Annotated in this window: 21 protein-coding genes; 15 read left to right on the top strand and 6 right to left on the bottom strand. The window is 69.1% G+C overall.

Annotation, left to right across the window (positions count from 1 at the left end):
* Window positions 1–129 precede the first annotated feature (129 nt).
* Complete coding sequence (locus FSY98_RS00390; RefSeq protein ID WP_260857187.1) at window positions 130–1374, top strand: RNA polymerase sigma factor; 1245 nt, start codon at window positions 130–132, stop codon at window positions 1372–1374.
* Complete coding sequence (locus FSY98_RS00385; RefSeq protein WP_144872575.1) at window positions 1374–2066, top strand: coenzyme F420-0:L-glutamate ligase; 693 nt, start codon at window positions 1374–1376, stop codon at window positions 2064–2066. Before FSY98_RS00390 ends, FSY98_RS00385 begins: the two co-directional genes overlap by 1 nt.
* A gap of 75 nt (window positions 2067–2141) precedes the next feature.
* On the opposite strand, the gene FSY98_RS00380 is transcribed toward FSY98_RS00385, so the two are convergent.
* Entirely contained in the window at window positions 2142–3158 is a 1017-nt protein-coding gene (locus tag FSY98_RS00380) for a sugar-transfer associated ATP-grasp domain-containing protein (protein WP_144872572.1), read from the bottom strand.
* An 80-nt stretch (window positions 3159–3238) separates the two neighbouring features.
* Between FSY98_RS00380 and FSY98_RS00375 the strand changes: the two genes are divergently transcribed.
* Together FSY98_RS00375 and FSY98_RS00370 are read left to right on the top strand one after the other, a co-directional pair.
* Entirely contained in the window at window positions 3239–3946 is a 708-nt protein-coding gene (locus FSY98_RS00375; protein WP_260857186.1) for an alanine racemase, read from the top strand.
* On the top strand, window positions 3943–4983 hold the full coding sequence (locus FSY98_RS00370) for an alanine racemase (protein ID WP_144872570.1): 1041 nt from the start codon (window positions 3943–3945) through the stop codon (window positions 4981–4983). Before FSY98_RS00375 ends, FSY98_RS00370 begins: the two co-directional genes overlap by 4 nt.
* Before the next feature lie 92 nt (window positions 4984–5075).
* On the opposite strand, the gene FSY98_RS00365 is transcribed toward FSY98_RS00370, so the two are convergent.
* Entirely contained in the window at window positions 5076–5294 is a 219-nt protein-coding gene (locus FSY98_RS00365; RefSeq protein ID WP_144872567.1) for a hypothetical protein, read from the bottom strand.
* Between the two features lie 192 nt (window positions 5295–5486).
* On the opposite strand from FSY98_RS00365, the gene FSY98_RS00360 reads away from it, so the two are divergent.
* Window positions 5487–7592, top strand: a complete 2106-nt coding sequence (locus FSY98_RS00360; RefSeq protein ID WP_396652308.1) for a type IIA DNA topoisomerase subunit B — start codon at window positions 5487–5489, stop codon at window positions 7590–7592.
* Here FSY98_RS00360 and FSY98_RS00355 read toward each other — a convergent pair.
* Window positions 7546–8793 (bottom strand): glycosyltransferase, encoded by a 1248-nt coding sequence (locus tag FSY98_RS00355; RefSeq protein ID WP_144872564.1) that lies wholly within the window; start codon window positions 8791–8793, stop codon window positions 7546–7548. The two genes, FSY98_RS00360 and FSY98_RS00355, sit on opposite strands and share 47 nt — an antisense overlap.
* Window positions 8794–8825: 32 nt before the next feature.
* On the opposite strand from FSY98_RS00355, the gene FSY98_RS00350 reads away from it, so the two are divergent.
* From FSY98_RS00350 to FSY98_RS00335, 4 genes are read left to right on the top strand one after another with little or no spacing between them, the layout of a single operon-like run.
* Entirely contained in the window at window positions 8826–9815 is a 990-nt protein-coding gene (locus FSY98_RS00350) for an NAD(P)-dependent oxidoreductase (protein ID WP_144872561.1), read from the top strand.
* Window positions 9812–10609: an MBL fold metallo-hydrolase gene (locus FSY98_RS00345; RefSeq protein WP_144872558.1), complete on the top strand. Its 798-nt coding sequence runs from the start codon at window positions 9812–9814 to the stop codon at window positions 10607–10609. The genes FSY98_RS00350 and FSY98_RS00345 overlap by 4 nt, the downstream gene beginning before the upstream one ends.
* Window positions 10609–11901 carry a F390 synthetase-related protein gene (locus FSY98_RS00340; protein WP_144872555.1) on the top strand — a complete coding sequence of 431 codons (1293 nt, stop codon included), beginning with the start codon at window positions 10609–10611 and terminating at the stop codon, window positions 11899–11901. Before FSY98_RS00345 ends, FSY98_RS00340 begins: the two co-directional genes overlap by 1 nt.
* Complete coding sequence (locus FSY98_RS00335) at window positions 11898–12830, top strand: 3-oxoacyl-ACP synthase III family protein (RefSeq protein WP_144872552.1); 933 nt, start codon at window positions 11898–11900, stop codon at window positions 12828–12830. Before FSY98_RS00340 ends, FSY98_RS00335 begins: the two co-directional genes overlap by 4 nt.
* Before the next feature lie 43 nt (window positions 12831–12873).
* Here the strand turns inward: FSY98_RS00335 and FSY98_RS00330 are convergent, their stop codons facing one another.
* Window positions 12874–15315: a DNA topoisomerase (ATP-hydrolyzing) subunit A gene (locus tag FSY98_RS00330; RefSeq protein WP_144872550.1), complete on the bottom strand. Its 2442-nt coding sequence runs from the start codon at window positions 15313–15315 to the stop codon at window positions 12874–12876.
* Between the two features lie 58 nt (window positions 15316–15373).
* Here FSY98_RS00330 and FSY98_RS00325 point away from each other — a divergent pair, with 58 nt between their 5' ends.
* A complete protein-coding gene (locus FSY98_RS00325) occupies window positions 15374–16495 on the top strand; it encodes an alkaline phosphatase family protein (RefSeq protein WP_260857185.1) in 1122 nt (373 codons plus the stop codon).
* Between the two features lie 27 nt (window positions 16496–16522).
* Here the strand turns inward: FSY98_RS00325 and sepH are convergent, their stop codons facing one another.
* Window positions 16523–17569 (bottom strand): septation protein SepH, encoded by a 1047-nt coding sequence (gene sepH, locus FSY98_RS00320; RefSeq protein ID WP_144872547.1) that lies wholly within the window; start codon window positions 17567–17569, stop codon window positions 16523–16525.
* Between the two features lie 196 nt (window positions 17570–17765).
* On the opposite strand from sepH, the gene FSY98_RS00315 reads away from it, so the two are divergent.
* On the top strand, window positions 17766–18059 hold the full coding sequence (locus tag FSY98_RS00315) for a DUF4193 domain-containing protein (protein WP_144872544.1): 294 nt from the start codon (window positions 17766–17768) through the stop codon (window positions 18057–18059).
* 171 nt (window positions 18060–18230) lie between these two features.
* Here the strand turns inward: FSY98_RS00315 and FSY98_RS00310 are convergent, their stop codons facing one another.
* Entirely contained in the window at window positions 18231–18695 is a 465-nt protein-coding gene (locus tag FSY98_RS00310) for a DUF3093 domain-containing protein (RefSeq protein WP_144872541.1), read from the bottom strand.
* Between the two features lie 12 nt (window positions 18696–18707).
* Here FSY98_RS00310 and dut point away from each other — a divergent pair, with 12 nt between their 5' ends.
* The 4 genes from dut (at window position 18708) to FSY98_RS00290 (ending at window position 23495) form a co-directional block, all read left to right on the top strand.
* Window positions 18708–19181, top strand: coding sequence for a dUTP diphosphatase (gene dut / locus FSY98_RS00305; RefSeq protein WP_144872538.1), 474 nt, complete (start codon window positions 18708–18710; stop codon window positions 19179–19181).
* Window positions 19174–19761: a DUF3710 domain-containing protein gene (locus FSY98_RS00300; RefSeq protein ID WP_144872535.1), complete on the top strand. Its 588-nt coding sequence runs from the start codon at window positions 19174–19176 to the stop codon at window positions 19759–19761. The genes dut and FSY98_RS00300 overlap by 8 nt, the downstream gene beginning before the upstream one ends.
* Window positions 19762–19817: 56 nt before the next feature.
* Window positions 19818–20504, top strand: coding sequence for a DUF3159 domain-containing protein (locus tag FSY98_RS00295; protein ID WP_144876529.1), 687 nt, complete (start codon window positions 19818–19820; stop codon window positions 20502–20504).
* A 108-nt stretch (window positions 20505–20612) separates the two neighbouring features.
* On the top strand, window positions 20613–23495 hold the full coding sequence (locus tag FSY98_RS00290; protein ID WP_186307500.1) for an aconitate hydratase: 2883 nt from the start codon (window positions 20613–20615) through the stop codon (window positions 23493–23495).
* Window positions 23496–23503: the final 8 nt, after the last annotated feature.

Here is a 23503-nt window from a genome sequence, read left to right as displayed (position 1 = left end):
CCCCTCACGTGTGCGATACTAGGACTCTGACCCGTTGTCAATCGATCTTTTCGGAGATCGGACTTGACAAGGGTCTTACTAGTGTCCGAAATGGCCCGGGGCTGCCAGCGGCCCCGTGAAAGGCGAAACGTGACTCCTGCCACGACCAAGAAAACCCGGACGAAGAAGAGCGCCGAAGCCCCCGAGGTCGACGCCCAGGTCGAGGAGGCGGTGGCTGAAAAGCCGGCGCCGAAGACCGCTGCGCAGCGCGCCGCTGCCAAGCGCGCCCCCGCCAAGAAGAAGAAGTCCGATGACATCGTCGAAGATGACGAGGCCCCCGTCGCCGGTGCGACCGACGAGGCGGATGAGGACGAAGAGGACTCGAAGCCGAAGTTCACCGAGCCGCTTCCGACCGGCGCGATCGTCATCTCGTCGAACGACGATGAAGACGTCCCCGTCTACTCGACGCAGATCACCGGCGCCACGGCCGACCCGGTCAAGGACTACCTGAAGCAGATCGGAAAGGTCGCGCTCCTGAACGCGGCCGAAGAGGTCGAGCTCGCGATGCGCATCGAGGCGGGCCTGTTCGCCGAAGAGAAGCTCTCCGCGATGTCCGCCGCCGAGAAGGCCGGGCAGCTCGGACTCGACCTGCAGTGGGTCGCTCGTGACGGCCAGCGCGCCAAGAGCCACCTGCTGGGTGCCAACCTGCGTCTGGTCGTCTCGCTCGCCAAGCGCTACACGGGTCGCGGCATGCAGTTCCTCGACCTGATCCAGGAGGGCAACCTGGGCCTGATCCGTGCCGTCGAGAAGTTCGACTACACCAAGGGCTTCAAGTTCTCGACCTACGCGACGTGGTGGATCCGTCAGGCGATCACGCGCGCCATGGCCGACCAGGCTCGCACGATCCGCATCCCGGTGCACATGGTCGAGGTCATCAACAAGCTCGCCCGCGTCCAGCGTCAGATGCTGCAGGACCTCGGCCGCGAGCCCACGCCGGAAGAGCTCAGCCGTGAGCTCGACATGACCCCCGAGAAGGTCATCGAGGTGCAGAAGTACGGCCGCGAGCCGATCTCGCTGCACACCCCGCTCGGTGAGGACGGCGACAGCGAGTTCGGCGATCTGATCGAGGACACCGAGGCGGTCGTGCCGGCCGACGCCGTGGGCTTCACGATGCTGCAGCGTCAGCTCGAGCAGCTGCTCGATTCGCTCTCGGAGCGCGAGGCCGGTGTGATCCGCATGCGCTTCGGCCTCGGCGACGGGCAGCCGAAGACGCTCGACCAGATCGGCGACACGTTCGGCGTGACCCGCGAGCGGATCCGTCAGATCGAGTCGAAGACGATGGCGAAGCTGCGTCACCCGAGCCGCTCGCAGTCGCTGCGGGACTACCTCGAGTGATGCAGGCGAACGACGGCAAGGCGCTCGAAGCGAGCGTCGACGGGAAGAAGTACGCCCGCATCCCGCTCAAGACCCGCGTGGTGATGCCCGACGACGATCTCGACGCCATCGTGACCGAGTACGCCAAGGAGGCGGTGCAGCCGGGCGACCTGCTGTTCGTGACCGAGAAGATCGTCGCGATCACGCAGGGCCGTTCTTACCGCCTCGACGAGATCACGCCGCGGCCGCTGGCGCGCTTCCTCTCGCGGTACGTGGTGCGCACCTCCTACGGCATCGGCCTCGGCATGCCGGAGACGATGGAGATGGCGCTGCGCGAATGCGGCACGCTGCGCATCCTCTTCGCCGCTGGCGTCTCGGTGGTCACGAAGGCTCTCGGCCGTCGTGGCGACTTCTACCGGATCGCGGGCGACAAGGCCCGCGCGATCGACGGCCCGACGAAGAACACGATCCCTCCGTACAACGAGGCCGTCGTTCTCGGACCGAAGAACCCGCGCGAGGTGGCGCATCGACTGCAGAGGCTCGTCGGCACCGGGGTCGACGTCGCAGTGGTCGACATCAACGACATCGGCGGGAACATCCTCGGATCCACCCTCGACAAGGCCGGAGAGCGTCGGCTCGTGCAGATCCTCGGCGACAACCCGCTCGGGCAGGCCCGACAGTCGACACCCATGGGTATCGTCCGCGCAGCCTGACGCGGCGACGGAATACGACGAAGGCCCGGATGCTCGGCATCCGGGCCTTCGTCGTATCCGCGGGTTCGGACGGGGTCAGAATCCGATCGCCGCGCGGTAGCGCGGCTTGTGACCGGTGCGGATGCCGGTGACGCTGGGCTTGTTCTCGTAGACGCCTGCGCCCCAGTTGCCCTCGACGAGCACGGGGCCGTCCGGCGTGACGACGATGTCCCATCCGACGTACTGCACCTGCGGGACCACCCGCGCCGCCTGGTCGACGAAAGCGCGAACCTCGTCCATCATCGGCAACTGGAAGTCGGCGATCACGAAGCCCGAGTCGGGGTGCGCGATGTGCACGTGGCCGTGCGAGTCGTAGCCGGGGCCGACGGCGTGGCCGTCATCGTCGAGCATCGTGTAGAAGCCGCCGAAGCTCATCTGGTCGCTGACCGCCCCGCGCCCGAACTTCTGCGCGATCGCGAGGATGTGCGTCTTCTCGCCGTCGAAGAATGCGGTGACGCGCGTCGTGTTGACGGTCCCAGGGCAGACGGCCGCGAGGTCGGCGTGCTGGCGGATGACCTCCTCGACGAGCACCTGCTTCTTCGCGAGCAGATCGGTGTGGAAGGCGTCCCAGTCGGTGACGTCGGCGGCGTGGTAGCGGTGGACGCCGGTTCCGGCCTGACCGTGGGTCTCCTTGACCACGATCGTGCCCTGACGCTCGGTGAAGGCACGGAGCTCCTGGGCGTTGCCCTCGGTGATCAGCATCCACTCGCGCTTCAGGAGTGCGTCGAACTTCGCATTGAACTCCGCCTTGTCGTGGAACAGGTGGCGGTAGTCGGGGTGGTCGTACTGCTGGGAGATCTGGTTCGAGACCGGGTGCGTCATGTAGGTATCGCGCTCGGCCTTGGTGAGGATCGCGAAATCGTAGTCGATGTAGTCCTGGAACCCGACGTTGTGGCGTCCGGCGGACCAGAGCATGTCGGTCACCACCAGCGGCAGAGCCTTGCCGTGCTGGGCCGACGCCTCCTTGGCGCGCTCGAGGACGGAGCCGACGTCGATGCGGCGGGCGCGGTCCACCAGGTAGCGGACACGGGGCACGAGGGAAAAGCGCGACATGGATCTCCAAGTTCTTCGGTCGCCTCCAGTCTACGGGCGGCCCTCGGGGCAACCTGGCAGGCCGGAGTTAGGCTGGACGAGTGCGTGATTCGACCTCCAGCTCCCTCCCGCAGGCTCTGATCTCCCGGTCGGCCCTCGCGGCCGCGGCCGCGGAGGGGGTGTCCGCTGGTGGACGGATCGCCGACTTGCGGCGCGATGCATGGGGACACGGCCTGGTCGGCGTCGCCCTGGCGGTCACGGCCGCCGGAGCCGCCGCGGTGCTCGTCGACTCGCAGGCTGAGGTCGAGGAGCTCGCGCTCGAGGGCATCCAGGGCGTCTCGGACGGCACTGTCGACGTCGACCCGACCGTGCTCTACGGGCTGCCGGATGCCGAGGGCGCTCTGCGCACCCGGCCCGTGATGCGCCTCGCCGGGCGGGTGCTGTCGACCAAGCCGCTCAAGGCGGGAGACGCCGTGTCGTACGGCTACACCCATCGCGCGGTCGCCGACACCACGGCGGCGCTCGTCACCGGCGGCTACGCCCAGGGCATCGTTCGGGCACTCGGCAACGCCGCGCAGGTCGAGGTGCGCGGCGCCCTGCGGCCCATCATCGGACGGGTCGCCATGGACGTCTGCGTCGTGGACGTCGGACAGGACTCGGATGCTGAGGTCGGCGACGAGGTCACGTACTTCGGAGGCTCCGGACCTGCGGGCCCCAACCTCGCCCGATGGAGCCGAGTGACCGGTTTGACCGTCGGCGAGCTGATCACCGTCGCGGGTGCCCACGCGGTGCGGGGGTGGGAGGCGTGACCCGCCCCGAGCTGCGCGTGTCGACCAGGCGCCTGTCCTTGAACATCGCCGCGGTGCGCGATCGCATCGCACCATCGGAACTGATGATGGTGCTCAAGGATGACGCGTACGGGCACGGCCTGACCTGGGCGGTCGAGGCGGGTCTTGCAGCGGGGGTGGGGTGGTTCGGCGCGTACGACGTCCGCAGCGGAGTGCGCGCGCGGGAGATCCTCGGCGCACACGGACGGATCTTCTCGTGGGTGACCTCCGTCGACCACGAGATCGACGAGGCGCTCCGCCATGACATCGACCTCGGCGTCGGCTCGACCGAGTACCTCTCGGCGATCATCGACAGGGCCGCGGCGATCGGCATCCGCGCGCGCATCCACCTCAAGATCGACACGGGGCTGCACCGCAACGGGATGCTGCCCGAGGAGTGGGAGCAGACCATCGACGACGTCCGGCGCGCGGAGGAGGACGGGGCGGTGGCGCTCGTCGGCATCTGGAGCCATCTGGCTGAGGCCAGCGACGAGGAGGACGACCAGGCGCGACGGGAGTTCCTCCACGCGGTGGAGGTCAGCGGTGAGACGGGGGCGATCCCCGATGCGCTCCATCTGACGGCATCCGCCGCGTCGTGGTGGCGTCCGGAGCTGCGGGGCACCGTGTCGCGCATCGGGGCGTTCTGCTACGGCATCCGCTCGGCCGACGGCCCGGACCTCGAGGGCATAGCCCCCGTCGCGGAACTGTCCGCGACGGTGACCGCGGTGCACGGCGACGAGGTGGCGGTGGGAATCGGCTCCTTCGACGGCATCCCGTCGTCGCTCGCCGCGTCGACCGTCGGCACGCCGGCCGGCGGGCGGAGCCTCCTCAGCGTCGGCGAGACGACCTCGCGCGTCGCCTCGTGGCCGGGTGCGGCTGTCGGTGACAGCGTATGGATCTTCGGCGCCGGCGACCACGGGGAATCGAGCGCGACCACCCTGGCGGAGAGCATCGACACGGTCGGCGAAGAGATCCTCACCCGGCTCACCGCACGCGTGCGCCGCGTGGTCGTCGACTGACGCGGCGTCGGCGCACACGCCCGAGGCGTCTGCGCATACAGAAGGAGCCCGTCACAGGACGGGCTCCGTGTCGACTCGTGAGGGTCGGCGGATCAGACGGCGTCGACGAGACGCGCGGTCTCGTCGTGCCAGCTGGTGGCGATGCTGCGAAGCTTCTCTTCGTACTTGCGACCGTGGTGCGCGCAGAAGAGGAGTTCGGAGCCGTTGACCTCGGCCGCGATGTAGGCCTGAGCGCCGCAGGAATCGCATCGATCCATGGCGGTCAGGCGGAACTCGACGGCGGAGGTCTCACGTTCGGTCGTTGCGTTCATCTTCGGTGCCTCCTAGGTGTCGGGTTCGCTGGTGGGCGTGATCAATACAACCACGCGATGACTGCATGCATGCCCGGTTGACGGCGTGTTTCGCTCGGAGCGTACGCGCGGGTCGTGGACTGGACGCCGAGTGGTCGTGTATGGGGAGTGTCGAGCGGCGCGCTGTCGCCCTCGAGAATAGAATCGGAGATTGTGACCGCCGAGTATTCCGCCCATCATCTCCAGGTGCTCGAAGGCCTCGAGGCTGTCCGCAAGCGCCCCGGCATGTACATCGGCTCGAACGGCTCGCCCGGCCTCATGCACTGCCTCTGGGAGATCATCGACAACTCCGTCGACGAGGCCGTCGCAGGCAACGGCTCGAAGATCGACGTGATCCTGCACGATGACGGCAGCGTCGAGGTGCACGACCGTGGTCGTGGCATCCCCGTCGATGTGGAGCCGCGCACCGGCCTGACCGGCGTCGAGGTCGTCTACACCAAGCTGCACGCCGGCGGGAAGTTCGGTGGCGGCTCGTACGCGGCGTCCGGTGGTCTGCACGGTGTGGGTGCCTCGGTCGTGAACGCGCTCTCTGAGCGCCTCGACGTCGAGGTCGACCGCGGCGGCAAGACGTACGCGATGTCGTTCCATCGGGGCGAGCCGGGGATCTTCGCCGACCAGGGGGAGAAGCGACCCGATTCCCCCTTCACGCCCTTCGAGAAGAAGAGCGAGCTGCGGGTCATCGGCAAGGCCCCCCGCGGCGTCACGGGAACCCGGGTGCGCTATTGGGCGGACCGGCAGATCTTCACCAAGGATGCGGCGTTCCAGCTCGGCGAGCTCGAGACGCGTGCGCGGCAGACCGCTTTCCTCGTCCCCGGTCTCGAGATCGTCGTCCGCGACGCGCGGTCGAAGGGCGGCGCGGAAGAGGGCGGGTCCACGACCGACGAGACCTCGTATCTGTACGAGGGCGGCATCTCGGAATTCGTCGAGTACCTCGCGACGGACGCCCCGGTGACCGACACCTGGCGCATCCAGGGAGAGGGCACCTTCACGGAGACCGTCCCCGTGCTGCAGGCGGACGGACACATGGTCGCGACCGAGGTCGAGCGCGTGTGCGCCGTCGACATCGCGATGCGCTGGGGCACCGGCTACGACACGGTCACCCGCTCGTTCGTCAACATCATCTCCACGCCCAAGGGCGGAACCCACCAGCAGGGATTCGAGCAGGAGCTGCTGAAGGCGCTGCGCGCCCAGGTCGAGCAGAACGCACGGCGACTCAAGGTCGGTGCGAACGACAAGCTCGAGAAGGACGACGTCCTGGCCGGGCTCACCGCAGTGCTCACCGTCAACGTCCCCGAGCCGCAGTTCGAGGGGCAGACCAAGGAGGTGCTCGGCACCCCGGCTGTCCGTCAGATCGTGGCGCAGGTGATCCGCAAGGACCTCGCCGCCCGCTTTTCGTCGACGAAGCGCGACGACAAGAGCCAGGCCACACAGCTGCTCGACAAGATCGTCGCCGAGATGAAGGCCCGTGTCTCGGCGCGCGCGCACAAGGAGACCCAGCGGCGCAAGAACGCCCTCGAGTCCTCGACGCTGCCGACCAAGCTCGTCGACTGCCGCACGAACGACGTGGGGCGGAGCGAGCTGTTCATCGTCGAGGGCGACTCGGCCCTCGGTACGGCCAAGAACGCACGCAACAGCGAGTTCCAGGCGCTGCTTCCCATCCGCGGCAAGATCCTCAACGTGCAGAAGGCTTCTGTCGGCGACATGCTGTCGAACACCGAGTGCGCCTCGATCATCCAGGTGATCGGCGCCGGGTCCGGTCGCAGCTTCGACATCGACGCCGCCCGCTACGGCAAGATCATCCTGATGAGCGACGCCGACGTCGACGGCGCGCACATCCGCACCCTGTTGCTGACGTTGTTCTACCGCTACATGCGACCGCTCATCGAGGACGGCCGCGTCTTCGCCGCCGTCCCGCCGCTGCATCGCGTGATCGTCATGAATCCCGGCTCCAAGCCGAACGAGACGATCTACACCTACAGCGAGCAGGAGATGCACGCTCTTCTCACCAAGCTCCGCAAGGCCGGCAAGCGGTGGCACGAGCCGATCCAGCGCTACAAGGGCCTCGGCGAGATGGATGCCGAGCAGCTGGCCTCGACGACGATGGACCGAGGCGGCCGGCTGCTGCGCCGCGTGCGCATGGAGGACGCCGAGGCCGCCGGCCGTGTGTTCGAGCTGCTCATGGGCAACGAGGTCGCGCCGCGGCGAGAGTTCATCATCGACTCGTCGGATCGGCTGTCGCGCGAGTCGATCGACGCCTGATCGCGGACCGGTAGACGTCGACGAGCGCATCTCGGTGCGTCGTCTGCGCCACCTTCTGGCGCTGGGCGACGGCGGCGGTGCTGAGTCGCGCGATCAGGGTCGGGTCGTCGCGCAGCGCTCCGAGCACGGCGCTCAGACCGACGGCATCCGGCGTCTCCGTGACGATGCCGGCTCCTGCGGGGAAGGTCTCGGCGAGATCGGGATCGGCGACGATGACGGGAAGCCCGGAGGCGATGGCCTCGAGGATCACCATCGGCTGATTGTCGAAGTCGAGTGAACTCGAGACGAGCACGTGTGCTCCGTGCATGGCGTCGAGCACCTGCGATTGCGGCACCGCACCGTGGACGGTGAGCCGTCGGTCGTCGATCCGAGCCGCCGCACGCGCCACGGATGCGCGGGCGACGCCGTCGCCGTACATGTCGGCGACGACGCCGGGAGTCCGTCGGACGGCGTCGACGAACACCTCGGGGCGCTTCTCCGGCGACAACCGACCGCACCACATCACCCGCAGCGGCTCTCCGGCGGAGGGCTCGCGCGCGACCGGTGCGCCGACGGCATCCAGAACCGTGTCCTCGAGGCCGTTGGAGAGGACGGTCAGCGGGGTGCGGACGCCCTGGGCCACGAGCTTCTCGGCGAAGTGCGATGACGGGACGATGACGTGGTCGGCGTGGTTGGCCTGGCTCACCATGAGTCGCCACATCCGGCGTGCCTGTCGCGTGCGGGCGTACGGCGCGGCCGGATCGACGGCGGCACGGTCATGGCTCATCCGGCGACGGTGCAGGAGTGCGAGCAGCGCCGTCGTCACGGAGGGCAGGGGGAGGACCGAGCGCGTGTAGACGTCGATGCGGCCGTGCATCGTCTGCACGACGGGGATGCCGAGCGTCTGCGCCGCCTCGAACCCGGCGAGCGCGGCGAACATCTCGGTGTGCACGTGTACGACGTCGATGCGGAGCCCGCGCAACGCGTCGTGCACCGATGCCGCCGCGGCCGCGGGAGGCCAGGTGAACGGGTACCCGCCCGGTGCGAATCCGCGTGCTGTGGGGAGTCGGATGATCCGCGGGTCCTCGCTCTCGGCAGCGAGAGGCGCGAGCACGAAGACCTCGTGCCCCGACTGCTCCAGCGTCTCGCGGTGCGCCTTGATGACGGTCTGCACACCGCCGAGTGTCGGCAGGTAGTAGTCGGTCACCATGGCGATGCGCACCCGACCACAATAGGGCCGCTAGGGTGAGGGGCATGTTCGGAGCCCGTGTGCTGGTGACGGGGGCGACCGGGTTCCTCGGCGGCCACGTGGTGCGCGATCTGCGAGAGCACGGCCGTGAGGTGTTCGCGGCAGGGCGGGATGCCGACCGGCTCGACGAGCTGGCCGACGCGTCGCACCGGGTGCGCGGCGACCTGGCGTCGCTCCGCGCGGCGGAGCTGGCAGTGGATGCCGTCATCCACTGCGCCGCGCTGTCGACCCCGTGGGGGCGGTGGTCGGACTTCCGAGAGGCGAACGTCGACGGCACCGCGCACGTCGTGGAGTTCGCCAGGCGAAACGGGGTGCGTCGCATCGTGCACGTGTCGTCGCCGAGCGTCTACGCCGCCTCGCGGGACCGACTGGGCATCCGCGAGGACGACGTCGATCCCGGCAATCGACTCAACGGGTACATCCGCTCGAAGATCGCCGCCGAGAAGCTGCTGCAGGACTCGCGGCGGCGAGGCGAGATCGACGAACTCGTGATCATCCGCCCGCGCGGAATCATCGGCGTCGGCGACACCAGCCTCGTGCCCAGGCTGCTGGATGTGCACGCGCGGATCGGCGTGCCGCTCTCCGGGGGAGGGGCGAACCTCATCGACGTCACCGCCGTGCAGAACGTGGCGTCGGCCCTGCGGCTCGCGTTGACCTCGGGCGATCCGCTCGGCGGCGTCTACAACATCACGAACGGCGAGCCCCGATCGTTCCGCGACCTGCTCGAGCGACTCCTGGCGCTCCTGGGCGAGCGGCCGCGGTTCCGCGTGATGAACCGGCGGGCGGCGTGGGCGGCGGCTGCAACGCTCGAAGCGATCTGCCGCGTGCTGCCGGGGCAGCCGGAGCCGCCGTTGACTCGGTACACCCTCAGCACGATCGCCTACTCGCAGACTCTCGACATCTCCCGCGCGATCAGCGATCTGGGCTACGTCCCCACGGTCCCGTTGGACGATGCGCTCAGCGCCGTCGCCGCCGATCTGTCGGAGTCCGCATGACCGGGCGTCTGCGGCACTACGCGTGCGGGAGCACATCGCACGATCTCGCCTCGATGTTCCGCGGCGCGCCTCCCGAGAGACGTCGGTTCCCGTCCGGGGTGTTCCTCTACGACGGCGCAGACGGACGGCGCGTCCTCTTCGACACCGGCTACGCCACCGGGGAATGGGCGACCGGATGGCGCGGCGCGGTGTACCGCCGGCTGCTGCCGCCGCGGGTCGAGGACGCCGATGACGTGGCGAGGCGGCTGCAGGACGACGATGTGGACCCGGCATCCGTCACACACGTCGTGCTGTCGCACCTGCACCCGGACCACGTCGGAGGGGTCCGCCGATTCCCTGACGCGACGTTCGTCGTGAGTGAGGGGCTGCAGCGCACGCTCGCCGCTCCGACGCTGCGCAGCGGCGTCCTGACAGGATTGCTGCCGGACTGGTTCGACTCCGCCGCGAAGCGTGTTCTCCGCGCCGACGAGTTCGCGCCGCGAGTCGTCCGTGGGGTCGAGGTCGCGGCAGTCGATCTCTTCGGCGACGGCAGCTATCTGCTGGTCGATCTTCCCGGTCATGCCGACGGGCACCTGGGGGCGCTCGTCGGCGGGAGCGTGCTCCTCGCCGGCGACGCGGCCTGGGGGAGCGACCTGCTCGCCGACGCGCCGCGGCTGCGGACGCTGCCCCGCGCCGTCCAGTTCGACGCCGACGCGTATGTGCGCACGGCCCACACGATCGCGGGCCTCGCCGATGCGGGCGTCCGGGTCGTCTGCAGCCACGATCCGCTCCTCGGCAGGGAGCTGGCCGGCTGATGTCGACGCTTCGCATCCTGAGGGAGTTCGCCGTGGTGCGGTGGCTCCGTCCCCTGCGCTCGCGCCGATCGGTCGACAGACGTCAGCGTCGCCTGCTGCGCCGCCACGTGCGGTTCCTTCGACGGCGCTCGCCTCACTTCCGCGACCTCCTCGCCGACGCGACGTTCGAGCGACTGCCGGTCATGGACAAACGCATCATGATGACCGAATTCGATCGCATGAACACCGTGGGCGTGCGCAGGGACGAGGCGCTCGAGCTCGCCATCGCGAACGAGCGGTCTCGCGAGTTCGATGCCGACCTGGGGGAGAACTCCGTCGGTCTCTCCAGCGGCACGAGCGGTCATCGCGGGCTCTTCGTGGTCAGCCCCGCGGAGCGCGATGCCTGGGTGGGAGCGGTACTCGCCCGGACGCTGCCGCGCGGTGACCTGCTCGGGCATCGCATCGCACTGTTCCTCCGTGCCGACAACACCCTCTACGAGTCCGTGCGCTCGCGCGCGGTCTCGTTCCGTTACTTCGACGTGTACGCCGACATGGCCGAGAACCTGGCGCGTCTGCGGGCCTATCGGCCGACCATCCTCGTCGCGCCGCCCTCCGTGCTGCGCGTGATCGCGAAGGCCGCGGCGGCGGGGCGGTTCGACGTCGTGCCGAAGAAGGTCTACGCGGTCGCGGAAGTACTCGAACTCGCCGACGCCGACCTCATCGGAAGGGCCCTCCGACAGCCCGTCCTGCACCAGCTCTACCAGTGCACGGAGGGCTTCCTCGCTCATACGTGCGAACGAGGTGTCATCCATCTCAACGAGGACACGGTGCTGTTCGAGCGGGAGATGCTGGATGCCGAGCGCTTCGTCCCGATCGTCACGGATCTGCGGCGCCGAGCCCAGCCGATCGTGCGCTATCGACTCGGCGACGTGCTGCGCGCGCGCACCGAGCCGTGCGCGTGCGGAAGTGCCCTCGCCGCGATCGACCGCATCGAGGGACGCGAGGGCGACACCCTCCTCTTCCGCCGCCCGAGTGGCGGCGAGGTGCCCGTCTTCGCGGACGTGATGGCGCGGGCCCTGCTGTTCGCCGAGGGGTTCGACGAGTACCGGGTCGTGCAGACCGCCGCGTCGCGTCTCGAGATAGCCCTCGACGTGTTGGATGATCGATCGCGTCGCAGCGTCGCCGAGGAGGTCGCTCGACTGGCCGACCGTGTCGGTTGCGAGCGGCCCGAGGTCGTGTTCGTGCCGTACGAGCACGAGAGATCTGCGAAGCTGCGCCGCGTGGTGCGGGACTGGGGGAGCGCAACGCCATGAGGAACTGCGAGATCGTCGGCTGGGGGACGTCGCTCCCCGATCGCACCGTGCGCTTCGGCGACGAGGTGCGATACCGGATCGCCGACGACGTGTCCCATCTCGACATGCTCGTCGACGCGGCGGGGCGCGCGCTGGCGGGAGCGGGCATCGTCGCCGACGAGGTCGACCTGGTGCTCGGGGCGGTCGCCGCCGGCATCCAGCCGATCCCGTGCACGGCGGCGCTGATCCTCGAACGCCTCACCCTCACCGGTCACGCGGCGGCTTTCGACGTGAACTCGACATGCACCAGCTTCATCACGGCGCTCGACGTCGCCTCGCGATATCTCGAGGCGGGCGACGCGGAGACCATCCTCATCGTCTCGGGTGACGTCGGGTCGCGGTTCCTCAACCCGGCGCAGCGCGAGAGCTACGAGCTCTTCAGCGACGCCGGGGCGGCCGTCGTCCTCCGCCGATCATCCGACCCGGAGCGCGGTGTGATCGCGAGCGCACAACGCACCTGGCCGTCTTACGCCCACGACACCGAGATCCGCGGCGGTCTGTCGCGCTCGCCTGCACAGGCGTATGCGGACGCGGACCCCGCCGACTATCTGTTCGACATGGACGGCCGACGGGCGCTGCTGGCGATGATGCGCGTGCTGCCCGACTTCTTCGCGGCGTTCCACGCCCGCTCCGGGTTGTCGTACGACGACGTGGCACTGTGGGTGCCGCACCAGGCTTCCGCGGCACTCGCGCCCATGCTCGACCGCCTCGGCATCCCCGCCGATCGCAGGGTCGACGAGGTCCGCGACTTCGGGAACATGGTGTCGGCATCGGTGCCGTTCATGCTCGCGCAGTCGCTCGAATCCGGTCGGGTCGGTCGCGGTGACACCGTGATCCTGTGCGGCACGGCCGCGGGGCTCACGGCGAACATCCTCGCCCTCCGTCTCTGAGCGACGCGGTCCCGGCATCACCGGGCGCCGTGGAGGCGCACCCTCAGACCAGGGTGCGTCCGATGCTGCCGATGACGCCGTCCACCGGCTGCCCCGACCCGTCACGGCGCGCCCCCGCGTCCGGCAGCTTGCGCACGGCGCCGGTCGGGTCGACAGCCTGTGCCGGCGCGGGGCCCACCCACGCGACGGTCAGGCGGTCCTCGCCCTTGAGGAAGGCGTGGGCCCGCACGCCGCCGGTCGCGCGACCCTTCGCAGGGTACTCGGCGAAGGCGGAGACCTTCACGCGGCCCGGGTCGGTGCCTGGCAGAGCGCTGTCGGAGCCCGAGACCGTGGCGACCACGGTCTCCGCCCCGGGCATCACCGCGCCGAAGAAGAGGGCGGAGGCGCCGGAGCCGAGCTTCACACCGGCCATGCCGCCGGCCGGAGCGCCCTGCGGGCGCACGGTCGAGGCGGAGAACCGCAGCAGCTGCGCGTCGGTCGTGATGAAGACGAGCTCGGAGTCGTCGGACGCCGCCGCCGCGCCCACGATCGTGTCGCCGGGCTTCATGCCGATGACCTCGACGTCGGGACGCATGGGCAGCGCCGAGGGGACGATGCGCTTGACCGTTCCCTGCGCCGTGCCGATCGCGATGGGGGTGTCGCTGTCGAAGCGGACGAAGCCGAGAACGCGCTCTCCGCGCGTCGTGATCCCGAGATAGTCGCGCAGCGGAGTTCCTGCCGCGAGCTGCACCGACGAGGAGGGCACGGACGGAAGGTCGACGGGGGAGAAGCGCAGCACGCGGCCCTCGGAGGTGAGGGCGCCGATCTCGCCGCGGACCGTCGTGTCGATGGTGGTGAGGATCGCGTCGTGCTTGCTGCGGCGCGTCGGGACGGAGAGCTCCTGGCCCTCGGCGAGGTCGACCCGCACGGCTCGACCCGTCGTGGAGAGGACGAGCACGGTCGGCGCATCGGCGATCTGCAGATCGACGGTGCCCTTCGCCGCCCGCTGCTTCGGCGGAGCTGCGTTCATGAGCAGGGTGCGCCGGGGCGTGCCGTAGGCGTCTGCCACGGCATCCAGCTCCGTCGCCACCGCCGCGCGCAGCAGGGCATCGCTGCCGAGGAGCTCCTTCAAGGTGGCGATCTCGGCCTGCAGCGCGTCGCGCTCGCTCTCGAGCTCGATGCGCGAGAACTTCGTCAGGCGGCGGAGGCGCAGCTCGAGGATGTACTCGGCCTGCGGCTCGCTGAGGTCGAACACCGTACGCAGACGCGTGCGAGCCTGCTCGGAGTCGTCGGACGAGCGGATGACCTGGATGACCTCGTCGATGTCGAGGATCGCGATGAGCAGACCCTCGACGAGGTGCAGGCGTTCCTCGCGTCGAGCGAGCCGGTAGCGGCTGCGTCGTGTGATCACCTCGATGCGGTGGCTCACATAGACGCGCAGCATCTCCTTGAGCCCGAGCGTGCGCGGCTGCCCGTCGACGAGGGCGACGTTGTTGATGCTGAACGAGTCCTCGAGCGGTGTGAGCCGATAGAGCTGCTCCAGCACGGCGTTGGGGTCGAAGCCCGTCTTGATGCCGATGGCGACCCGGAGTCCGTGGTTGCGGTCGGTGAGGTCCGTGACGTCGCTGATGCCCTGCAACTTCTTCGACTGCACGGCGTCGCGGATCTTCTCGATCAGACGCTCGGGGCCGACCATGTACGGCAGCTCCGAGACGACGATGCCGGTGCGCCGCGGGCCGAGCGACTCGACCGAGACCTTGCCGCGCACCTTGAGCGCGCCGCGCCCGTTGGTGTACGCGTCCTTCACACCGTCGAGACCCATGAGGATGCCGCCGGAGGGGAAGTCGGGACCGGGGACGAACTCCATGAGCTCCTCGGTCGTCGCATCGGGGTGCTCGAGAAGATGGGTGGCCGCCGCGACGACCTCGATGAGGTTGTGCGGCGCCATGTTCGTCGCCATGCCGACGGCGATACCGCTCGCGCCGTTGACGAGGAGGTTCGGGAAGGCGGCCGGAAGCACGGAGGGCTGCTGGAACTGGCCGTCGTAGTTCGGGATGAAGTCGACGACGTCCTCGTCGAGATCCTGTGTGAGCGCGGTCGCGGGCGCTGCCAGTCTGGCCTCGGTGTACCGCGCGGCTGCGGGTCCGTCGTCGAGCGACCCGAAGTTGCCGTGCCCGTCGACGAGCGGCACGCGAAGGGCCCACTCCTGCGCGAGCCGGACGAGCGCGTCGTAGATCGCCGAATCGCCGTGCGGGTGCAGCTTTCCCATTACCTCACCGACCACGCGGGCGCTCTTGACATGCCCGCGGTCGGGTCGGAGGCCCATCTCGGCCATCTGGTAGAGGATGCGCCGCTGCACGGGCTTGAGGCCGTCGCGGGCATCGGGCAGGGCGCGGGAGTAGATGACGGAGTACGCGTACTCGAGGAAGGACCCCTGCATCTCACTCTCGAGATCGATGTCCTGGATTCTCTCCGGGGCGAGCTCGGGCGGCGGGGTCTTCGGCATGGCCATCCTGGGTGATGCGGGCTGAGGGCGTACCGGAGCCTGTGTCAGACTGGCTCGGATGTCCCTCATGCTACCGCCCGAGTCGGCCACAGCCCGGAGCGTCGTCGGGGTGGCGGACGACCTGTTCGCCGCACTCCGCGGCGACTCGGACGTGCTTCCGCGGGCCGAGTCGGTCGTGCTCGTCCTGGTGGACGGGCTGGGTGCGATCACGCTGCGCGCTCATGCCGGACACGCCAGATCGCTGACCGCCGGCATGGCCAGGAAAGACGTGGCGCACACCGTCTTCCCGTCGACCACGGCCGCAGCGCTCACCAGCCTGCTCACCGGCGCCTGGCCGGGCCAGCATGGTCTCGTCGGATACCGGGTGCTCGATCGCGAGCGCGATCTGCTGGTCAACCAGCTGTCCGGGTGGGAGAGCGAGGGTGTCGATCCACTTGCCTGGCAGGCGGTTCCCACGGTGTTCGAGCGCGCCTCAGCGCAGGGGCGCCCGGCGTTCGCCGTCGGTGTCGCCGCCTACGCTCGGAGCGGTTTCACCCGTGCGACGCTGCGCGGAGCCGAGTTCGTCGCGGCCGAGACGCCGGCGGATCGGGTGCGCGCGGCATACGACCTCGCCGCACGACACCCCGGCGCGCTCGTCTACTGCTATCTGCCGGAGGTCGATAAGGCCGGCCACCGATACGGGGTCGACTCGGCTCACTGGATCGCGGCGCTGGAGGAGATCGATGCCGCGCTCGCGGTGCGGGTGCCGCCGGGAGTCGGCGTGCTCGTCACCGCCGACCACGGGATGGTCGACGTACCGGCCCACCGTCAGGTCGTTCTCGAGGCAGAGCATCTCGCGGGCGTGCGTCATCTCGGCGGGGAGCCGCGCATGCTGCACGCCTACCTCGAACCCGACGCGGATGCCGCAGAGGTCGTGGCGCGCTGGCGCAGCGATCTCGACGGGTTCGCCGACGTCGGCACCCGCGAAGAGGCCGTGGCCGCAGGGCTCTTCGGCCCCGTGGTGTCGGATGCCGCGGTCTCCCGCATCGGCGACGTGCTCGTGATCTCGCGAGGCAACGTCGCCGTCTACGACGGGACCGCCGCCGATCAGCGCAGCCGGGGCATGGTCGGGCAGCATGGCGGACTGACTCCGGAGGAGCGCCAGGTGCCCCTCATCCGGCTCGGCGCCTTCGCCCGCTGAGGCGCTGAGCGGAGAACCCGCGGGGGCTCACTCGTCGGTGCGGGCGCCGAAGACGATCTCATCCCACGACGGCATGGCGTTGCGGCGACGGCGGCGACCGCTGCCGTCGTTCGACGGCTCAGGAGAGGGCTCAGGTTCCGGTTCGTCGGACTCGGGCTCGCTCGTCTCGAAAGCGTCGAACAACGCGATGGGGCTCGAGTCCGGCTCGTCGGCTTCGGGCTCGTCCAGAAGCGGAGCGGCTTCGCGCTGGCCGCGGCGGCGACGGAGCGCCTCCAGCAGATCGGCGGTCTCGGGGCTCGTGTTCGTGGACTCCGGGGCCCGCTTCGTCGCGGCATCCTGCACCGCCGACGACGAGCGCTCAGGCTGCGACAGCTCGTCGCCCTCCGCATCCGTCGCCGTGGCAGGCACGAGACGCGGACCGAAGGCGCCGGAGTCGAAACGGCTGTCGTCCTTATACGGCGAGGTGGTGCGCTCGGACTCGACCGCGCGGAGCCGGGGGATGAGTCCTTCCGGCAGCGAACCCTGGCGCGACAGCTGGGTGGCGTCGGCGTTGAGAGGCGCGAGGGCGCTGCGGCGCGGATCGAACGACCAGCGAGCGTCGTGGTCGACCTCGTTCGCTGTGAACTCGAGCTTGATGATCCAGCTGCGGTCCTCCTTCCAGCTCGCCCATCGTTCGGCCGACGCCTGCACGTCGGAGAGCTTGGCGCGGATGGCGGTGCCGAACGTGGGCTGCGCGTCCGGCTCGACGTCGCTGCCGATGAGCACGGGCACGGCGAGAGCCTGCCCGATCACGTGCTCGCGCTCAGCGAGCACAGGACCCTCGAAGCGCTCGACGTCGTCGACGTCGATGCCGAGGAGCTCGGCGACCTCCGGGGCCGTCAGGCCGGCGCGGATCTGCGCCTGGATGTCACGCGGGCTCGCGGCGAGCTTCTGGGTCGTCGGCTCGCTCTGCTTCGTCGCCCGGCGGATCTCCCGGTGCAGCACGTCGTCGATGGGCAGCGCGAAGCGCTCGCCCGACTCGGTGGCGAGTACCAGGACTCCTGCTTCGGTGCCGACGATGGTGACGTTTTCCATGCGAATGCCCCTCTTGTGGCTGTGCATTCATGGTGTCACGCGGCACCCCCCTGATCGGGGAATACTCCGGGCGTGCCGTGAGTTTGGTCTGTCGCACGCCGGGGCATTTGCTTATTCACTCACGGTCGTGCAAACTATGGCCGCCGCTTACCCCGACGGCGCACCACCCACTCGCATGAAAGTGGAGATTCTCCATATGGCAACCGACTACGACGCTCCCCGCAAGAGTGAAGACGACTCCGAGTCGATCGAAGCCCTCAAGGAGCGTGTGCCGGACAAGAACTCGGGCTCCACGGGAGACGACGATGCGGACAACCCGTCCAGCTTCGACCTCCCCGGTGCCGATCTGTCCGACCTCGAGCTCGATGTCGTCGTGCTGCCCGCGCAGCAGGACGAATTCACCTGCATGAGCTGCTTCCTGGTGAAGCACCGCTCCCAGCTCGACCACGAGGGACCCGACGGTCCCATCTGCAAGGAGTGCGCTGCCTGAGCGCACCCGAGCACGACGTGCGCGCCCCCGACCTCGGTCAGGGGCGCGTTGTCGTTTTCCCTGCCGCTCGGATGCCGAGACCCGTGACGGTGCCGAGACCCGTGGCGGTGCCGAGACCCCACCCTATGGAGGTCGGTACAGCGGGTCCTGACGCCTGGGCCGAGTCCCGGATCAGGCGTGCGCAGCCTCGATGGCGGCGGCGAGCCGGTCCGGCGTGCGCGTCGAGACGGTCCACGTCGTGACGGGATCGTCGGGGTCGATGTTCGGCACGACGACCACGCCGTCGATGCCGCCGCGGATCAGATGCCAGCCTCGCGCCGGGAGACCCGGGCCCCTGGCCTGCCTCGCGTCATCCCCGGTCAGCGCGACAGGGCGGCCGAGGTGGTGCACCTCGATGTGCGCCCGGCCGACGCTGAGGGAGTCGCCGCGCACCGCCACGACCGGGGTGAGCGCGATCGCGGCCACCACCAGGAGCGCCGATACGGCGGCACCGATGACGAGCGCGACCGTCGATCCGGCTGGTACGAAGATGAGCGCGACCATCGGGCCGGCGAGCGCGATCGTCACCAGCAGCCACAGGCTCGGGGACAGTCGCTCGCGGTAGCGGTCTCGTGCGTCGGGGACGGTGTTCTGCATTAGCCTCTTGGGGTGACTGATTCCGTTGATGTCCCCATTATCGCGTCTGTTGTGCCCGGCTACGCCCACCCCGGCGACGCGGGAGCGGATCTGGTCGCCGCAGAGGCCGTGCACCTCGGTCCGGGGGAGCGTGCCCTCGTCGCCACGGGGGTGCGCATCGCGCTGCCGGAGGGCTTCGCGGCGTTCGTGGTCCCGCGCAGCGGCCTCGCCGCTAAGCACGGCATCTCGATCGTCAACTCGCCGGGCACCGTCGACGCGGGCTACCGCGGCGAGATCAAGGTGAGTCTGATCAACACCGACACCCGCAGCGCGTACGATGTGGCCGTCGGCGACCGCATCGCGCAGCTGATCGTCATGCCCGTGACCCGAGCCACGTTCATCCCGGTCGAGGAGCTGCCGGAGAGCGTCCGCGGCGAAGGCGGCTTCGGCTCGACCGGATATCAGGCAGGAACCCATTCGACCCCGGCAGGACAGGCCAATGACTGACAACAACGCGACCCCCTCGAAGTCAGCACCCGCGAACCGGGCGACCGACGGGCCGTTCGATGACTCCGAGGCGAACCCGGTCCGCCCGTACATCGATCTCGGCGGCATCAAGATCCTTCCCCGCGAGGGACTCAACCTGCGTCTCGAAGTCGAGGAGCAGTCCAAGCGCATCGTGGCCGTCGGCCTCGACTACGCCGATTCGTCGCTGCAGGTCCAGCCTTTCGCGGCGCCCCGCTCCGGCGGCCTGTGGGACGAGACGCGCGTGCAGCTGCGCGACCAGGTTCGCGCCCAGGGCGGTCGGGTCGAGGAGCGCGAGGGGTCGCTGGGCAAGGAGCTGCTCGCCGAGGTCCCCGCGCCGGCGAACGAGGGCTCGGAGCTGCGGCTCGCCCGCTTCATCGGCATCGACGGTCCTCGATGGTTCCTGCGCGGCGTGATCGGGGGAGCGGCGGCATCCGACCTCGACGCCGCCGCCAAGGTCGAGGACCTGTTCCGCTCGATCGTGGTCGTGCGCGGCGGGGCTCCGATGCCCCCGCGCGACCTGATCCCGTTGAAGATGCCGGCGACCCCCGGTTCCGCGTGAGCACGCCGCTGACGCCGCCTGCGCCCGAACCGGAGCGCGAGCAGAGCGCGTCTGAGATGCTCGGTGCCGCCCTGGGTGGTGCGGCGCGCCGCGCCGGGCTCGACCCGACCGAGACGGGCAAGACGCACCGGGTCGTGTGGTCGGCGATCGGCGGCTGGCGCGGCATCCTCGAGTCGGTCCTCCCGAGCCTGGCCTTCGTCATCATCTTCACCATCCGCTCGGAGCCGCTGATCCTGTCGCTCGGGGTGTCGGTCGGTCTCGCTGCCGTGTTCACGGTCGTGCGTCTGCTGCAGAAGTCTCCTCCGTCGGCGGCGATCGGGGGGCTCGTCGCGGCGGCTGCCGCGGCTGGCCTCGCCCTGTTCACCGGTCGCGGAGCCGACAACTTCGTGCCCGGTCTCATCACGAACGCGGCGTACGGCACGGCGATGCTGGTCTCTGCGCTCATCGGCTGGTCGCTGATCGGCCTCGCCGTCGGGTTCCTCATGGGAGAGGGCACCGCCTGGCGGAAGGACCGCCGCAAGCGCCGCGCGTTCCTGTGGCTCGGGATAGCCTGGGCCGCGCTCTTCTTCGCGCGCCTCGCCGTGCAGCTGCCGCTCTACCTCGCGAACGAGGTGGCCGTCCTCGGAACCCTCAAGCTCATCATGGGTCTGCCGTTGTTCGCGCCTCTCATCGCGGTCACCTGGTTGGTGGTCCGGGCGATGTATCCCCGCGAGCCCGAAGCCGGTGCATCCCCTCGGGCGTGATAGATTTATCTTGACATCAAGATAAATTGCGGGCTTTCGCCCACGGGTCGAGCGGAGCAGACTGGTTAGGTCTGCCTTGCTAGCCGCAGGGGCTCGCTGGCGAGCAAGATGGAGGCGCCTGTCGCTCCCATCCGAATAGAAGGAGACGGATTCGTGTCCACGGTGAACAGCTTCGGTGCCCAGAGCACCCTGACGGTCGGCAGCACCGACTACGAGATCTTCCGCATCGACACGGTGCCCGGTTTCGACAAGCTCCCCTTCAGCCTCAAGGTCCTCCTCGAGAATCTGCTTCGCACCGAGGACGGCGCGAACGTCACGAAGGCGCAGATCGAGGCTCTCGGTTCGTGGGATGCCGCGGCCGAGCCCAACACCGAGATCCAGTTCACGCCGGCGCGCGTGGTCATGCAGGACTTCACCGGTGTGCCCTGCATCGTCGACCTCGCCACCATGCGCGAGGCTGTCACTGCGCTCGGCGGCGACGCGAACAAGATCAACCCGCTCTCGCCCGCAGAGATGGTGATCGACCACTCCGTGATCGCCGACCTCTTCGGCTCGGAGAACGCTCTCGAGCGCAACGTCGAGATCGAGTACGAGCGCAACGGTGAGCGCTACCAGTTCCTGCGCTGGGGTCAGACGGCCTTCAGCGACTTCAAGGTCGTCCCGCCCGGGACCGGCATCGTGCACCAGGTGAACATCGAGCACCTGGCCAAGGTCATCTACGACCGCACCGTCGACGGTGTGCTCCGCGCCTACCCCGACACGTGCGTCGGCACCGACTCGCACACGACGATGGTCAACGGCCTCGGCGTGCTCGGCTGGGGAGTCGGCGGCATCGAAGCAGAGGCGGCCATGCTCGGCCAGCCCGTGTCGATGCTCATCCCGCGCGTCGTCGGCTTCAAGCTCTCCGGCGACATCCCCGCCGGAGTGACGGCGACCGACGTCGTGCTCACGATCACCGACATGCTGCGCAAGCACGGCGTGGTCGGCAAGTTCGTCGAGTTCTACGGCGAGGGCGTCGCCTCGGTGCCGCTCGCGAACCGCGCCACCATCGGCAACATGAGCCCCGAGTTCGGCTCGACCGCCGCGATGTTCCCGATCGACGACGTCACGCTCGACTACCTGCGCCTCACCGGTCGCTCCGAGGAGGCCGTCGCGCTCGTCGAGGCGTACGCCAAGGAGCAGACGCTCTGGCACGACGCCTCGAAGGAGCCCGTCTTCAGCGAGTACCTCGAGCTCGACCTCGGCACCGTGGTGCCGTCGATCGCCGGCCCGAAGCGTCCGCAGGACCGCATCCTCCTCTCGGAGGCCAAGTCGCAGTTCGAGCAGGACATCCTGAACTACGCCACGGCCTCGACTTCGGACGATGTCGTCGACCTCGAGTCGAAGCACTCGTTCCCGGCGTCCGATCCGGGCAACGTCCCCGGCGAGGAGGAGCCGCGCACCACGCGCCCCGTCCACATCAACAGCGGTGCACCGGTCAACGCATCGAACCCCGTTCCCGTCACCACGCCCTCGGGGGAGAAGTACATCCTCGACAACGGCGCCGTGACCCTCGCCGCGATCACCTCGTGCACCAACACGTCGAACCCGTCGGTCATGATCGCCGCCGGTCTCGTCGCCCGCAAGGCGCTCGAGAAGGGCCTGAAGCAGAAGCCGTGGGTCAAGACGACGCTCGGCCCCGGCTCCAAGGTCGTCACCGACTACTACGAGAAGTCCGGCCTCGACAAGGACCTCGAGGGCCTCGGCTTCTACACCGTCGGCTACGGCTGCACGATCTGCATCGGAAACTCCGGACCGCTGATCGAAGAGGTGTCGGAGGCGATCAACTCGCACGACCTCGCCGTGACCGCTGTGCTCTCGGGCAACCGCAACTTCGAGGGCCGCATCAGCCCCGACGTGAAGATGAACTACCTCGCGAGCCCGCCGCTGGTCATCGCGTACGCTCTCGCCGGATCGATGCACTTCGACTTCGAGAACGACGCACTCGGCAAGGGGTCCGACGGTCAGGACGTGTTCCTCAAGGACATCTGGCCGTCGCCCGACGAGGTGCAGCAGATCGTCGACGCGTCGATCTCGCGCGAGCAGTTCATCAAGCAGTACGCGACGGTCTTCGACGGAGACGAGCGCTGGCGCAGCCTCCCCACTCCGGAGGACGACACCTTCCAGTGGGACGAGGACTCGACGTACGTCCGCAAGGCTCCGTACTTCGACGGCATGAAGATGGAGCTCACCCCGGTGACGAACATCGAGGGTGCACGCGTCATGGCGACGCTCGGCGACTCGGTCACCACCGACCACATCTCCCCGGCCGGAAACATCAAGCCGGGCACGCCCGCCGCGCAGTACCTCACCGAGCACGGCGTCGACCGTAAGGACTTCAACTCCTTCGGCTCGCGTCGAGGCAACCACGAGGTGATGATCCGCGGCACGTTCGCGAACATCCGCCTCAAGAACATGATGGTCTCGGCCGTGAACGACGGTCAGGTCGTCGAGGGCGGCTTCACCCGCGACTTCACCCAGCCGGGCGGACCGCAGTCGTACATCTACGACGCGAGCATGAACTACCAGGAGCAGGGCACGCCCCTCGTCATCTTCGGCGGCAAGGAGTACGGCTCCGGTTCGTCGCGCGACTGGGCGGCGAAGGGCACGAGCCTCCTCGGCGTCAAGGCGGTCATCACCGAGAGCTTCGAGCGCATCCACCGCTCGAACCTCATCGGCATGGGCGTCGTGCCGCTGCAGTTCCCCGCGGGGGAGAGCTGGGAGTCGCTCGGCCTCGACGGCACCGAGGTCGTCTCGATCACGGGGCTCGACGAGCTGAACAACGGCGTCACGCCGAAGACCGTCAAGGTCACCGCCACTCCGAGCGAGGACTCGCCCGAGGGCAAGCAGGCCGTCGAGTTCGACGCGGTCGTCCGCATCGACACCCCCGGTGAGGCGGACTACTACCGCAACGGCGGAATCCTGCAGTACGTGCTGCGTTCGCTGGTCTGATCGCCACG

The sequence above is a fragment of the Microbacterium sp. 1.5R genome (genome assembly GCF_007667425.1).
Taxonomy (GTDB): Bacteria; Actinomycetota; Actinomycetes; order Actinomycetales; family Microbacteriaceae; genus Microbacterium.
This window is presented reverse-complemented; position numbering and strand designations above follow the sequence as displayed.